Genomic DNA, 15,104 nt, shown 5'->3' with positions numbered 1-15,104 from the left:
TAATTTTAAATATCATCAAAACTGATGTCTGTAAAACTTTCTGTCGTTTTAGTATCTTCAAGCGTTTTAGCTTCTTGAGCTACAAAATTATCTTCACGTTTAAAGTCTTTTTGATGACGTTCGCTAATAACTTCTTGACCTTTTTCATTAATAATATAATCTGTCATTTCAGCTAAGATTTCTTTAAACTCAGTGAAATCTTCTTTATAAAGGTAGATTTTATGCTTTTTATAATGGAAAGAACCATCGTCATTAGTGAATTTTTTACTCTCAGTAACCGTTAAATAATAATCACCAGCTTTAGTAGCTCTAACATCAAAGAAATAGGTTCTTCTTCCAGCGCGTAATACTTTAGAATATATTTCTTCTTTGTCCATCATTTCATAATCACTCATAACTCTATTTTATTTTTTAATTTCAATCCAAAAATCTAAAAAAAAAGTAACCTAAGCAACAAATAATTACATTTCTTTTTCTGAAAGTTGTTTAGTGTATAACTCTTTATAGTAACCATCAGTATTGATAAGGCTTTCATGATTTCCAGACTCAATGATTTTACCATCTTCGAGAACAATAATTGTATCTGCATTCTTTGCAGAAGAGACTCTGTGACTTACAATAATTGTTGTTTTATCTTTTGTGAGCTTCACTAAGTTTTTTAAGATTTTTTCTTCTGTTTCTGTATCAACAGCAGATAAGCAGTCATCAAATAATAAAATATCTGGTTTTTTAATAATTGCTCTAGCAATAGAAACACGTTGTTTTTGACCACCAGAAAGGGTAATACCACGTTCACCTAAAATAGTATCGTAGCCTTTATTAAAATCAATAATATTTTTATGGACTTTTGCATTTTTTGCCGCTTCTATAACGTCTTCGTCTGTGGCATCTTCTTTTCCAAACTTGATATTGTTCTTTATGCTATCAGAAAATAAGAATGCATCTTGTGGGACATAACCAATACTTTCTCTAAGACTGTAAAGGTTTAATTCCGAAATAATAGTGTTGTCTATTAAAATTTCCCCCTTATTAATATCATATAAACGTCCTATTAAATCTAATATGGTAGACTTTCCTGAGCCTGTTTTTCCTAAAATGGCTAAGGTTTTACCAGATTTTAAGGTAAAACTAACGTCTTTTAGAGCTTCAATATTAGTGTCAGGATATACAAAGGATACATTTTTAAATTCAATATCACCTTTAATTGGTGTCAATTCTTTAGCTGTATTTTTAATATCTGGTTCAGTCTTTAAAAACTCATTAATACGTTCTTGCGATGCTTCGGCTTGCTGTATTAAAGAGGTTACCCAACCTACTGTTGCTACTGGCCAAGTTAACATATTTACATACATGATGAACTCTGCAATGGTACCAATATGATCTATTTTTCCGCTCATGTACTGCATACCTCCAACGTAGATTACAATAAGGTTACTAACCCCTATTAATAGAATCATTAAAGGAAAAAACAGGGCTTGTACCTTAGTAAGGTTTATCTGTTTTTGACGGTTTTCTGCAGAAAGATTTTCAAATTCAATATTAGTTCTTGGTTCTATTCCGTAAGATTTTATTACAGAAATACCACTAAATGTTTCTTGAGAATATGTTGACAGGGTGGATAAGGATTGTTGTACAATGGTACTACGTTTATTTATTAATCTACTTAATTTATAAATAATAACAGAAAGTATAGGTAAGGGGAGTAATGTATATAACGTTAGCGTAGGCGACCTATCTATCATGTAAATTAAAGCGACAGCAAATAAGGTAATGGTGTTAATGGTATACATTAATGCCGGCCCAACATACATTCTTACTTTACCAACATCTTCACTAATCCGGTTCATTAAATCACCAGTTCTGTTTGATTTGTAAAAATTTAGAGATAGAATTTGATAATGTTTATAAATTTCATTTTTGAGGTCATACTCAATGTAGCGTGACACATTAATAATCGTTTGACGCATTAAAAAAGTAAAGATACCTGCAACTACTGCGGCTCCAACAATGTAGAGTACATTAATAATAAGTTCACTTTTAAAGGCCTCATAGGCAATTTTGTCATTGAAATAGTCTGAAATCACATTAATAGACGATCCAACAAGTCTTGGAGTAAATAGTGCAAAGACTTTTGCAATTATGGTAATAAAGACACCGATAATTAAGCGATATCTGTACTTTAAAAAATATTTATTGAGGTGTTTTAATGCTTTCATACTGTATTTGGTAGGTCAAAAGTATTACGATAATCGTATTTTATAGTTAATATTTTGCTAATCCTCTATTAATAATTTATTTTTGCGAGCTGTTTTTAGAATATCTATAAACACCCTAAAATTTAACTTACATGACTTCAGAAATTATAACTTCAAAAGAATTGAAAAAAATGGATCCAGTTTTTGGACAACACTCTTTTGACGATCATGAGCAAATTGTTTTTTGCAATGACAAAGATACTGGTTTAAAAGCTATAATCGGTATTCATAATACAGTTTTAGGACCAGCTTTAGGTGGTACTAGAATGTGGAATTATGCTAATGAGTGGGAAGCCCTTAACGATGTATTGCGCTTATCTCGAGGTATGACATTTAAATCTGCTATTACAGGTTTAAATTTAGGTGGAGGTAAAGCTGTTATTATTGGTGATGCTAAAACTCAAAAAACACCAGAATTAATGCGACGTTTTGGTGAGTTTGTTCATTCATTAAGTGGCCGTTACATAACTGCAGAAGATGTAGGTATGACAACAGAAGATATGGATACTGTTAGAGAAGTAACACCTTATGTAACAGGTATCTCTGAGAGTAAAGGTGGAGCAGGTAACCCATCGCCAATTACTGCTTATGGTGTTTTTATGGGAATGAAAGCCGCTGCAAAGTTTAAATTTGGTTCAGAAATTCTAGAAGATAAAAATGTATTTGTCCAAGGAATAGGAAACGTAGGTGAAGCTTTAGTAGAACATTTGGTTAACGAAGGTGCCAATGTTACCATTTCAGACATTAGCCAAGATCGTTTAGAAGAAGTACGTGCTAAATATGGCGCGACTATCTATGGTGGAAATGATATTTATAGTGAAGCTATGGACATTTATGCACCTTGTGCTTTAGGCGCAACTATTAACGACGATACCATTTATAAATTACAAGCTAAAATTGTTGCTGGTGCTGCAAATAATCAGTTAGCAGAAGAAAGTAAACACGGAGCAATTTTACAAGAAAGAGGTATTGTTTATGCACCAGATTTTTTAATTAATGCAGGCGGAATTATTAATGTTTATGCAGAATTAGAGAATTATGACAGACAAGAAATAATGCGTAAAACAGAAAATATTTACAATACAACACTTGAAATATTAGATAATGCTAAAGTTAATAATTTAACAACGCATAATGCAGCTTTAAATATTGCTAGAGAGCGTATTGAAACTCGTAAGAGAGAAAATTTAAAATAGTCTGCATTTAATTTTTATTTCAGAATTAAATAATAGTATTTTTGCAAGGTGAATCTTTTAAAGATTCACCTTTTTTTAATAATCAAAATAAATCGAGTTCTTACACATGCTAAACCGAAGACACATCAGAATTAAAGTAATGCAATCTATGTATGCTTTTAAAGGAACAGAAAGTGATGATTTAATAAAAGAACAAAAGTTTTTGCTTCATAGTTTAGAAGGCATGTACGATTTATACCTCTCTCAATTAGCTTTGTTAATAGAGTTACATAAAAAGAGTAAAGATTACAATGCTAAACTTCAGAATAAACTAATAAAATCTGATGCAGATAAAAATCTTAGTTTAAAGTTTCAAGAAAATCAACTTTTGCATCTTATTAGTAGCAATACCATGTTACAAGAAGCTATCTCTAATAAAAAATTGAATTATTGGGATTTAGATTTTGAATATGTGGATATCATTTTTAAAGCCATTTTAAAAAGTGATTTGTATAACGCTTATACAGCAGAAGAGGAAACTAGTTTCAAAAAAGATAAACAATTTATTTTAGATGTTTTTACTGAAATTATAGCGCCAAACGATAAGCTCTATGATTTTTTTGAAGATAAAAAACTCACTTTTGTAGATGATTTACCAGTCGTAAATACTGCAATTCTAAAAGTCTTACGAAAATTAAAACTAACATCGCCAGAAACTGCTTTACTACCAGATTTGTATAAAGACGATGATGATAAAGAGTTTGCTATTGAGTTATTTAAAAAAACCTTTTTGAATAGCTCTAAGTTTGGTGATGAAATTGGTAAAAAAACAACCAATTGGGATTCTGGACGTTTAGCAAGCATCGATGGAGTATTACTTAAAATGGCACTTTGTGAGTTTCAGAAATTTTCATCAATACCATATAAAGTTACGATGAACGAATATTTAGAAATTGCAAAAGAATATTCTACACCAAAAAGTAGCTTATTTATTAATGGAATTTTAGATAAAATAGTTAAGGAATACCAATCTGAAAATATCCATGTTAAAGTTGGAAGAGGGTTAATGTAGTGTTATTCTTAGAGGTATTACTACACCGCTTAATGCTATTTTTTAATGTTTTATTCCATAAATTTAACGAGATAGCGGTTGAATTTCAACTTTTAAAGCTTTAAAAACACGCCTAAGACAGTTTTTTCTGACAAAAAGCATGTTAACTAGGGGTTAATAATTTTTAATCATTAAAATAATTACTAACTTCGCCAATTGAAATAATTATCTAACAAAAAAAATAAAAGTAATGAAAAAAGTAATTTTAGGACTTAGTGCATTATGTATGATCGCTTTTACATCTTGTAAAGAAGACGCAGCTAGTAAGATTAAATCTGAAAATATCGCAGTTGCTGCAGAAAGAGATGCAAATGCCGGTGATTTTCCAGTAATTTCTTTTGACAAAAAAGAGCATGATTTCGGAACAATCGAAAACGGAACTCCTGTAGAAACAACTTTTAAATACACAAACACAGGTAACTCTATGTTAGTTGTAAGTAATATTAAGAGTACATGTGGTTGTACAGTACCATCTAACTGGACAAAAGAAGTTGCACCAGGTGAAACAGGTGAATTTGTTGTAAAGTTTAATGGTAAAGGAAATGGAAATAAAGTAACTAAGTCGGTTACAATGACTACTAATACAGAAAAAGGTAGTGAGATTGTTAAGATTTCTGCTTTTGTAGAAAAAGATCCTAATGCACCAGCAGCAGCTAAAACAACTAGAGCAACACAGCCAAGTACTGTAAATCCTTTAGCTACAGATAATGCTGCAGCTCCAAGAAAGTATTCTACACAGCCAGGTCACGAAGGTCATAACCACGATTAATTTTTATTGATATAACACTGAATGGAAGGAATTGGATCATTTTTACCGTTTATTGCTATTTTTGCTGTGATGTATTTCTTTATGATTGCACCACAAATGAAACGTTCTAAACAAGAAAAAAAGTTTGCTAGCGAATTAAAACGCGGCGACCGTATAATTACTAAAAGTGGTATGCATGGTAAAGTTGTAGAGCTAAATGATAAAGATAACAGTTGTGTTATTGAAACATTAGCAGGGAAAATTAAATTTGACCGTTCTGCAATTTCTATGGAAATGAGTACCAAATTAAATGCACCAGTTACTGTAAAATAAACGAATTGCATTATAAATATAAAAAGACTGTTCATGTATTTGAACAGTCTTTTTTTTATAAAAACTTCAAAACGAAAACAGATTTTCTACCACAATTTATGATACTTCTAAGAAGGATAGACTAATCTTCTAAAAAGAATAAAACTCATTCCTAACTAACTGAAGTTAGGGTTTTATTGATTCTGTTTCGCTTTGAAGCTGTAATTTAATTACAAGTTAACGCGTTTATCTTTAGGAAATTTTACAGTATAGGAATGTTTAACATTTTTTGTTCCTCCAGACTTCAAATTTATAACCCATTTCATTATTCCTTTAGTATCATTATAACTAGAGTTATCTGTTTCAATATTATCTATTTTAATCGCTTTATTCTGACTCTTAGGTATACGGTCCAAAACGGTTAACAAGATATCTGTTTGTTTATTGTTTTTAATTTCAATTTCAAAAGCTTTTTGAATCACTTTATTACTACCTATAAAGGTTGTTCTTTTAAAATTGTTAAGTTGTGTGCGTTTTACAACAATGTTTGGATCTACTCCAAGTGAGATTGTTAAACTATCTGTAGTTGCACTTGGGTTAATATTTGTTTTACCAGAATAACTACCTTCAAAATAAACATTGGCTTCTGCAGGTAATAAATTATACTGTTCCCAATTTCCGATTTTAGCAGTTAAAAACACATTTTCATTTAAAACTGGTGCCGCAAAGTAATTATAAGTTGCAGGAACATTATATTTATCTATTTCTATAACAGAAATATCACCATCTGAAGGAATACTGTGTTTTTTGTCAATTTTGAAACTAATACTTGTAATACCTTCTTCAATTATATTTCCGTTTGTTGTATAATTTTCTGTTTCAATATATGGGTCATCATCAAAATCTTCATCAATCATATTTTGTATGCTTTTTGCTTTTACTGAGCTCGAAGATGTTGCTTTAGTTCCGTACCCTATAACAACAACTTCATCTAAAGTAGATATGTCATCTAAAGTCACATTCATGATACTAGAATGTATTGGTAGCTCTTCGGTTTCCATACCTACATAAGAATAAACAAGCGCATTCCCTGTTGTTGTTTTTAAAGTGTATTTGCCATCAAAATCTGTTTGAACTCCATTAGATGTTCCTTTTTCAATAACACTAACTCCAGGTATAGGTGTACCATCACTAGAACTCGTTACAATTCCTGTTATGGTATTTACGGATGGATTATACTTGAAATTATAATTTCTTATGGCACGTTGCGATTGATAGTTGCTATAAGCATTAATAAAGTTTAGATATTTAGGAGTTACAATTGGCTTTTCATTATTGGTATTTGGATCACTTGTTGAAAGTACGAGGGCAACATCTGTCCAGTCACAACCCGAATTTTGATACACGTGCGCTTTATATTCTAAGCTTACAGGATTATTAATTTTTTCGGCTTTAAGATCGTAAATGGGAACCCATCCTGCATGTTTAATATTGTATTTAATTTTTAAATCTAAAGATAATGCAACTTCACTGTTTAATGTGAGTTTAATTTCTCCTGTTTGTGTTTTTTCTTCAACATTAAATTCAGCTAACTGATGTTTTATATTGGTTTTTATAGTTTGTTGATTTTCAATTTCTAAATTTGATTTGTTTATTGCTACCCTTAATGCTGTAATTCTAGTTCTGTAATAGGCGGCAAATGTCTTAAGTTTTTCTAAACTGACAACTGTAGTTTCATTTCCTAAATGTTTGTTGCTTTGTATAAGACTTAATTCTTCGTTATAACCAGCAATTAAATCATATTGGTATTGAATTTTAGAATCAAGATGTTTTAATTCATTTTGTAAAGCTAAAATAGAATCACTTTGCTTTTGTTTAGATAAATAGTTGATACCATAATTAATGGATAGGATAGAGGCATCTTTTAATCCTGAAATTTGAATACTACTTTCTTCAACAAACGGTGATAAACCATTAAATGTAATTTCAGATTTTCCTGAGTTAATTTTAAGTGAAGCCTCACGATTAATTTCTGCTCCATCGAGATATACAGTTACAGTTGTAATTTTACTAGGTTGCTGAAATGCGTTTGCTAATTGTGTGCTTAATACAAAAAGAAAAATAAGAAATGTTTTTAAGAGTTTTAGATGGGTTGTCATAATGTTAGAGTATTAGTTTTATCTAAAATTATGGCAATATAAATCCCAATGTAATCATAAATGAGTTAAGTGTATAGTATGAGAAGTAAAGGTGTGTTATCAGTTAGTAAGACTATTATTGTTAAAATGTAATTTATAGATAGAATTGACATTTTTAAGACCTAAATCAATTTTATAGTGCCTTATATCGAGTTTTTTATGTAACATTTAGAGATGCGTATATATTTACAGTAACAAAATAATGTGCTATTAATCAACTCTTTATTTTCCCTCATTATAAATGAATTGAAACAACAATTTTTGTTTAAATTAAATTAGTTTTAAGTAAGTTGTTAATTTATAAAAGCCTTTTCATTGGTTATGAAAAGGCTTTTTTTATGAATTAAATTTGTAATTTGGTTAATCTAAAAATTTAGATTTTAGTTCTGGTGTAGGAATCATACAGGCTTCTTTTTTACCATACCATTTGTAACGATTCTTAGCAATATAGCTGTATACCATATTTCTAATAAATGTAGGTACAATAAAAAAAACAACCAATAAATTTGAAGGCATACCTAAATGCTTTGCAATATGAATAGCTGCTGAAGATTTAGACTTAATAGTATTGCTTTTTGGATTATAGAGTAAGATAGAATCGGTGTTGACTGTGTCTATATTGAATTTTTCAATAATTTCTTCTCCAACGTCACTTTGTAATGGAGCAAATAAGAATTTATTTTTTTTATCCCGTTTAATAACATACAAAACACTAGAGTTGCAAAGATTGCACACTCCATCAAAGAGAATTAATTGTTTGTTATGAGGAATATCTATCATTTTTTTACGGCTTCAACGAGTTCCAGTTGGTCTAAACTCACATTAGTAGTAAACATACCATAATTTACATTGGCTTTATTTTTTTCAATGCTATCAATACTACCAACGGCTCTACCATCTTGTAGTCGTACTCTGTCTCCAATTCTTAAAATAGGTTTTGGCTTTTCTACGGGTTTAGCTTTCTTTTTAGCTTCTTTTTTCTTTTTACGGATGACTTCAACTTTCTTTTCAGCCTCTTGCTTTATCTGTTTTTCTTTTTGCTTTTCGGCACGCTTTTGTTTTGCTGATACTTTTTTTCGTTTCGAATTTTCAATCTGAACTAGCTTAAATAGCTCAGCCATTAATTCACGTTTCTTCTTGTCTTCAAAATACTTTTCAGAGATATCGTTGACTTTCTGACCTAAGTAAATTAAGCGTTGGTTAGAATCGTATAATTCTTGAAAGCTTTCTAATTTCTTTTGAACTTTTGCATTGACTTCCTCTAACTTATCGGCTTCAGATAACTTCTTCTTTTCGTTTTCTTTAAGAGAGCGTTCCGTACGTTCTAATTTACTGCGTTCTTTTTGAAGTTTTGCAATAGTAGCATCAAATCGTACTTTACCACGTTCAATCTTCTTTTTAGACTTGTTAATTAAACTATAAGGAATTCCATTTTTTTGAGCTACTTCAAAAGTAAAGGAGCTTCCGGCTTGCCCAACAACCAATTTATACATTGGTTCTAAGGTGCGCTCATTAAAAAGCATATTGGCATTTTCCATGTATGGCAATTCATTGGCCAAAAGCTTTAAATTAGAATAATGTGTTGTAATTATTCCAAAGGCTTCTCGTTCATAGAAAACTTCGAGAAACGTTTCAGCAAGAGCTCCACCTAATTCTGGATCACTACCTGTTCCAAATTCATCAATTAAAAAGAGCGTTTTGTTATTACACTTCTTCAAAAAATAATTCATCTGTTTTAAGCGGTAACTATAAGTACTCAGATGGTTTTCTATAGATTGATTGTCTCCAATATCACTCAGAACGCGATCAAATAAACAGACATGGCTACGCTCGTGTACAGGAATTAACATGCCACTTTGCAGCATAACTTGAAGCAATCCTACCGTTTTTAAAGTGATACTTTTTCCACCTGCATTGGGACCTGAAATCACAATAATTCTACTGTCTTTTTCTAATCCAATAGTTTGCGGAAACGTCTTTTCTCCTTTTTCTTTATTATTTAAATAGAGTAGAGGATGGTAGGCATCTCGTAAATGCATACTGCGTTCTTTAGAAAGCTCAGGAAGAATGGCATTCATGCTCTGCGCATATTTTGCTTTCGCAGAAATGACATCTAGGTTGATTAAAAATTCTTGATAATCTCTAAGAAGTGGTAAAAATTCACGAATAAAATCCGTTAGCTCTTTAAGAATTTTAATAACCTCTTCTTTTTCCTCGTATTCTAAATTATTGAGCTCTCTGGTATGTTGTAAAGTCGTTTCAGGCTCTATGTAAACAATGCTTCCGGTTTTACTACCTCCCATTATTGCGCCTCTTACCTTTCTACGGTACATTGCTTTTACGGCAAGCACACGTTTATTATCTACAACAGATTCTCTAATATCATCTAAATAATCAAGATTATGATAGGTGTTTAATGCTGAAGAAAAACTACTATTAATTTTACCTTTAAGCAGGTTAATAGATTTGCGTAAACTAGAAAGTAGAGGTGAAGCATCATCTTTTATATCTCCAAAACGATCTACTACAGCATCTACTTGTTCAATAATGATGGTGTTGACTTCAATATGTTGACCAAATTGTTGAAGTTTAGGGTAATAGTCTTTAAATTTTTCTAGAAACTTCAGAATAGAATTAACGGTCAACGACATGCTTACTATTTTCTGTAAACCAGCCACTTCGAGATAGGTGTTTTCTATCTTAAGTAGTTTTAATTCTTTGGCAATGGTGTCAAAACCATGATTAGGTATTCTATTATCATTTTCAAAGGACGATAAATATTCATTAACGTAAATAAGTTCGGTCATTAGCGCCTCTGGATTTTTAAAAGGAAGTATCGCCAAAACCGCTTCTTTACCCAAAGCTGTAAGTGTATGTGCGCTAATTTGATCTAAAACCGTAAAAAACTCAAGGTCGTTTAAGGTTTTTTCATGAATGTTTATCATGTAGTATTGTACGTTTTTTTAGAATTGCAAAGTTAGGATATTATGTAATACTATAAGTATGAAGACACCGCTAATACTATTAAGGTGACAATAAGTAATACGATAAACAATGGCATTATAAATTTTAACCATTTGCTAAAGTTGATTTTGGCAACTGCTAAGGATGCTAAAATTAAACCTGTAGGATTTATTAGGTAGAAAAGGCCTAAGCCGTACTGATACGTATTAACCACAATTTCACGACCAATTCCTACAGTATCTGCCAAAGGCGCCATAATTGGCATGGTTAAAACAGCCATTCCTGAAGAACTAGGAATAAAGAATGATAATCCAGAATAAATCATGGTCATTGCACTTGTAAATACCCCTTTATTCATTCCAGTAGTAACATCACTAGCGTAATACAATAATGTATCGCTTATTAAACCATCTGTCATTAACACAGTAACACCTCTTGCTATTCCTATAATAAGTGCTACACCCAAAAGATCACCAGCTCCTTTTACAAAGGTGTCTATAAAGTCGGTTTCACTGATTTGAATTATAATGCCGATAATAATAGCACTAATTAAGAACACAGTTGTCATTTCTACAAACCACCAATCTAACATTGAAACACCAATAATCATCAGAATAAAACTACAGGTAAACACAAATAAGGCCAATTTTAATCTCCAATTAAAATTAATATGCGTGGTATCTTTTAGCGTAAATAATTGCGCAATTTGTTCTCTTTGAGCGTAAATAAGTGATTTGCTTGGGTCGTTTTTAACGCGTTTTGCATATCGCATGATATAGATAATGGTAATAGACAAGCATACAAACAACATAAAAATACGTCCGTATAATCCGGTTGTCCAATTTATACCTGCGGCATCACTAGCAATAATGGTAGAAAAAGGATTAATGGTAGAACACATACTACCAATTGCAGAGCCCAAAAATATACAAGCAACACCAACAAGAGCATCGTATTTAGCTGCTAAAAACACAGGAATTAAAATAGGGAAGAAGGCAATGGTTTCTTCGGCAAAACCAAAGGTAGTTCCGCCCAAAGCCACTAAAGTGGTTACCAATACAATAAGCAAAGATTCTCTACCTTTTAATACTACAGCTAATTTGGTAATGGCAGCATCAAAAGCACCAGAAGCATTTAAAACACCTATTAGTCCACCAATAATTAATACAAGAAAAATGATATCAGCAGCCTCAATAATACCTTTAACTGGAGATTTTACAAAGTCGAAAAAACTTTGAGGTTTGGCATCTAGTTTATTGTAAGTTCCAGGAATATTAATGGGTTTATAAATGTCTCCGTTAGTAAACTTCTCAACAGGAATTTTAATATTCAAATCATCTAATGATGCTTGAGTTGCTGCTAAGCTTATTTCTTCATCTAGACTTAAACGTGTAAATTTGTCTGTTGCCGCGTTATAACTTAAAGTATCATATTTACCTGCAGGAACAAACCACGTTAAAAGTGTTACTAATCCTGCAATTATAAATAATATGGTTTGTGCAGAAGGGAATTTTAAATTTTTCATTCTGAGTTGTTTATTCGTGAATTTAAGTCGTAATAAGATATAATCTGTTATAAAATATGAATGTAAATATAGACCAAAGCTGGAAAACTTATCTTAATCCAGAATTTGAAAAACCTTACTTTAAAGATTTAGTAGCTTTTATAAAGCACGAATATAAGACCCAGATTTGTTTTCCAAAAGCATCTGATATTTTTAATGCATTTAATCATTGTGCTTTTAATGAGGTTAAGGTTGTAATTATTGGTCAGGATCCATATCATGATATTGGGCAAGCTAATGGCTTAAGTTTTTCTGTAAATGATGGTATCAAACATCCACCTTCATTAGTGAACATATTTAAAGAGTTAGAACAAGATCTTGGAATACCTTACCCAATTAGTGGGAATTTGATGCCATGGGCAGATCAAGGAGTTTTACTATTGAATGCCACATTAACGGTTAGAGCGCATGAGGCGGGAAGCCATCAAAAGAAAGGTTGGGAGCAATTTACAGATGCAGTGATACAAACGATTAGTGCAGAAAAAACAAATGTTGTATTTCTACTTTGGGGAGGATTTGCTAAAAAGAAAAAGAAACTAATAGATAGCTCTAAACATATTATTTTAGAAAGTGGACATCCATCTCCATTAAGTGCTAATAGAGGGTATTGGTTTGGTAATAAGCATTTTAGTAAGACTAACTCCCAGTTGGAGCAAGTTGGCGAGATTTCAATTGATTGGAAACTAGAGTAGGAGATTTATCTGAAGATGATTTTTCGGTAGATGGGGTTTCAGTTTTAATAGTATGTGGCATGTTATTATCAACTTTTCTAGTTGTTTTGTTGCAACTAAAAATTAACAATAAAAAGTTTATTGCAACCAAGAAAGATAAAATAAGCGTAATCGTAAGAATCATATTATTCTCTTGTTAATAGTAATGTAATTGTTAATCAAATGTAATTAAATTTTTGAAATACTGAAAGTTATCAACACAAACAGTTGCATTCTTAATAAAACTATTTAGAATATAGTGTTTAATATAAAAATAAAAAATGCTTGTTTTTTATGATTGCTAACAATCAATTTTTTAACTCATATAATAAATGAGACTATAATTTATGAATTAATTTTGAGTAATCCACTTTTTTTGAAATAATTTTTAAATCATGAAGCTGATTTTGTACATTTTTAATCGTTTTTTCGTTCATTACACTTTGCGACCACTCAGTTAAAGATAACCATTCTTGTACGTCTTCTAGTTCTTGTTCGTAACGATTAGCAATGGTTTTGTCTATGCTTGGAATAGATTTAAAATCTGCAGTGGTTTGGTTAATAATTTCTAAAATGGTTTTTAATTGCTCTTCATTATTCTCTATGAATTTGTCGCTAGCAGCAATAACAAAGCATGGCCAAGGCGAAGGACAGTTGCCAATACGTCTAAAAATACCATTATCTACATAAGGTTTGGTGGTGAACTTCTCCCACATAAAATAATCAGCTTTATTTTCTGTAAGTCCTCTTATGGCACCATCAAGGTTTTTAATAACTTCAAATTTGAGATCTTTTTCTAAATCCCAATTGTTGTTTTTTGCATTTATATAGGCCATAAGATGAGATCCAGAGCCATATCTACTGATTGCTGCTCTTGTTCCTTTGATATCGTCTATGGTTTTAAAATCTGAATCTGCTGCGACATGAATTCCCCAATTTAAAGGGGTTTGAACAAAGGTTTGAACTATTTTAGAGGGATTATCTTCAATGATATCTTTAACAATTCCTTCTGTTAAGATAACGGCCATATCAATTTCACCTGAGCGAAGAGCTTTTGTCATTGCACCAGTTCCTCCGTGATAATCGTGCCATCTTAGATTAATATCTTGGTCTTTATATTCGCCATTTTTTAGCGTTAAATACCATGCTAAATTAAAGTGTTCTGGTACTCCACCAATATTTACTTTTTTCATTTAAATATTCACGATACGCTCTAAAGCATATTTAATTAATTTATCAACTGTCTTTTTTGGATCTTTACTAAAATCACCAGTTGCTCTGTTTGCTATAATAGCATTTAAAGATAATGCTTCATGTCCTAATAACTTTGAAAGTCCATAAATAACAGAAGTTTCCATTTCAAAGTTAGTAATTCTATAATCCTTATAGCTAAAGTTATCTAATTTTGTGTTAAGACCTGCGTCTTGTAGTGGCAAACGTAAAACTCTGCCTTGAGGGCCATAAAACCCACCTGCAGTTCCTGTCATACCTTTAAAGATGGTATCGCTTTCAAAGTACTTCTCTAAATATTTACTATTGTTAATAATGATTGGTCGTGCTTTATTTTTATCCCAATTAGTATGTTTAATAAATTCATCTTCAATTTCAGGGTTGCTTATACCTTCAATTTGATAAAAATGCAACATACCATTAATATCTAAGGCATGAGTACTAATTAAAAATGCATCAACAGGAATATCTTTTTGTAATGACCCAGAAGTTCCGATTCTAATAATATTTAGACTTGATAATTCTGTTTTTGGTTTTCGGGTTTCTAAGTCAATATTAACTAAAGCATCGAGTTCGTTTAAAACAATATCAATATTATCAGGCCCAATTCCTGTTGAAATAACGGTTAAGCGTTTGTCTTGATAGTAACCGGTTTGTGTTTTAAATTCACGTTTTTGAGTGCTAAATTCTATGCTGTCAAAATGCTTTGTTATTTTTTCTACACGATCTTGATCACCAACAAAAATGATGGTGTCTGATATATGTTCTGGTTTTAAATTTAAATGGTAAACACTACCATCTGGATTTAATATAAGTTCTGAATCTTTTATAGACATT

13 protein-coding genes are annotated in these 15,104 nt (G+C 31.1%); 5 read left to right on the top strand and 8 right to left on the bottom strand.

All coding sequences use genetic code 11. The annotated features are described in order from the left end of the window. Positions 1 to 5: 5 nt before the first annotated feature. The gene (locus tag ABD730_RS02755) at positions 6 to 395 is read right to left on the bottom strand and encodes a PUR family DNA/RNA-binding protein (protein WP_215924779.1); all 390 of its coding nucleotides are present in this window, start codon (positions 393 to 395) and stop codon (positions 6 to 8) included. Positions 396 to 461: 66 nt separating this feature from the next. Continuing rightward, positions 462 to 2,216, bottom strand: coding sequence for an ABC transporter ATP-binding protein (locus tag ABD730_RS02750; protein ID WP_344712384.1), 1,755 nt, complete (start codon positions 2,214 to 2,216; stop codon positions 462 to 464). Positions 2,217 to 2,347: 131 nt separating this feature from the next. On the opposite strand from ABD730_RS02750, the gene ABD730_RS02745 reads away from it, so the two are divergent. From ABD730_RS02745 to yajC, 4 genes are all read left to right on the top strand, one after another. Further along, a complete protein-coding gene (locus tag ABD730_RS02745; protein WP_215924777.1) occupies positions 2,348 to 3,451 on the top strand; it encodes a Glu/Leu/Phe/Val family dehydrogenase in 1,104 nt (367 codons plus the stop codon). Positions 3,452 to 3,557: 106 nt separating this feature from the next. After that, on the top strand, positions 3,558 to 4,502 hold the full coding sequence (locus tag ABD730_RS02740) for a transcription antitermination protein NusB (protein ID WP_334469829.1): 945 nt from the start codon (positions 3,558 to 3,560) through the stop codon (positions 4,500 to 4,502). 229 nt (positions 4,503 to 4,731) lie between these two features. Continuing rightward, complete coding sequence (locus tag ABD730_RS02735; RefSeq protein WP_334469831.1) at positions 4,732 to 5,310, top strand: DUF1573 domain-containing protein; 579 nt, start codon at positions 4,732 to 4,734, stop codon at positions 5,308 to 5,310. Positions 5,311 to 5,331: 21 nt separating this feature from the next. Beyond that, a complete protein-coding gene (gene yajC, locus ABD730_RS02730) occupies positions 5,332 to 5,622 on the top strand; it encodes a preprotein translocase subunit YajC (protein ID WP_215924775.1) in 291 nt (96 codons plus the stop codon). A gap of 209 nt (positions 5,623 to 5,831) precedes the next feature. Here yajC and ABD730_RS02725 read toward each other — a convergent pair whose 3' ends face one another. The 4 genes from ABD730_RS02725 to ABD730_RS02710 all read right to left on the bottom strand — a co-directional run bounded on the left by ABD730_RS02725 (position 5,832) and on the right by ABD730_RS02710 (position 12,288). Further along, positions 5,832 to 7,760 (bottom strand): DUF4139 domain-containing protein, encoded by a 1,929-nt coding sequence (locus ABD730_RS02725; protein ID WP_344712380.1) that lies wholly within the window; start codon positions 7,758 to 7,760, stop codon positions 5,832 to 5,834. A gap of 399 nt (positions 7,761 to 8,159) precedes the next feature. Next, on the bottom strand, positions 8,160 to 8,579 hold the full coding sequence (locus tag ABD730_RS02720) for a thiol-disulfide oxidoreductase DCC family protein (protein WP_344712378.1): 420 nt from the start codon (positions 8,577 to 8,579) through the stop codon (positions 8,160 to 8,162). Next, positions 8,576 to 10,744 (bottom strand): endonuclease MutS2, encoded by a 2,169-nt coding sequence (locus ABD730_RS02715; RefSeq protein ID WP_344712376.1) that lies wholly within the window; start codon positions 10,742 to 10,744, stop codon positions 8,576 to 8,578. The genes ABD730_RS02720 and ABD730_RS02715 overlap by 4 nt, the downstream gene beginning before the upstream one ends. Positions 10,745 to 10,794: 50 nt before the next feature. Continuing rightward, positions 10,795 to 12,288, bottom strand: a complete 1,494-nt coding sequence (locus ABD730_RS02710) for a YfcC family protein (protein ID WP_344712374.1) — start codon at positions 12,286 to 12,288, stop codon at positions 10,795 to 10,797. 56 nt (positions 12,289 to 12,344) lie between these two features. Between ABD730_RS02710 and ABD730_RS02705 the strand changes: the two genes are divergently transcribed. Beyond that, positions 12,345 to 13,019: a uracil-DNA glycosylase gene (locus tag ABD730_RS02705; RefSeq protein WP_334469842.1), complete on the top strand. Its 675-nt coding sequence runs from the start codon at positions 12,345 to 12,347 to the stop codon at positions 13,017 to 13,019. 356 nt (positions 13,020 to 13,375) lie between these two features. Here the strand turns inward: ABD730_RS02705 and ABD730_RS02700 are convergent, their stop codons facing one another. Next, on the bottom strand, positions 13,376 to 14,230 hold the full coding sequence (locus ABD730_RS02700; RefSeq protein WP_334469844.1) for a substrate-binding domain-containing protein: 855 nt from the start codon (positions 14,228 to 14,230) through the stop codon (positions 13,376 to 13,378). Continuing rightward, the gene (locus ABD730_RS02695; protein WP_344712371.1) at positions 14,231 to 15,103 is read right to left on the bottom strand and encodes a nucleoside phosphorylase; all 873 of its coding nucleotides are present in this window, start codon (positions 15,101 to 15,103) and stop codon (positions 14,231 to 14,233) included. Between the last annotated feature and the right edge of the window lies 1 nt (position 15,104).

It is taken from the genome of Winogradskyella damuponensis, assembly GCF_039538385.1.
Lineage (GTDB): Bacteria > Bacteroidota > Bacteroidia > Flavobacteriales > Flavobacteriaceae > Winogradskyella > Winogradskyella damuponensis.
This window is presented reverse-complemented; position numbering and strand designations above follow the sequence as displayed.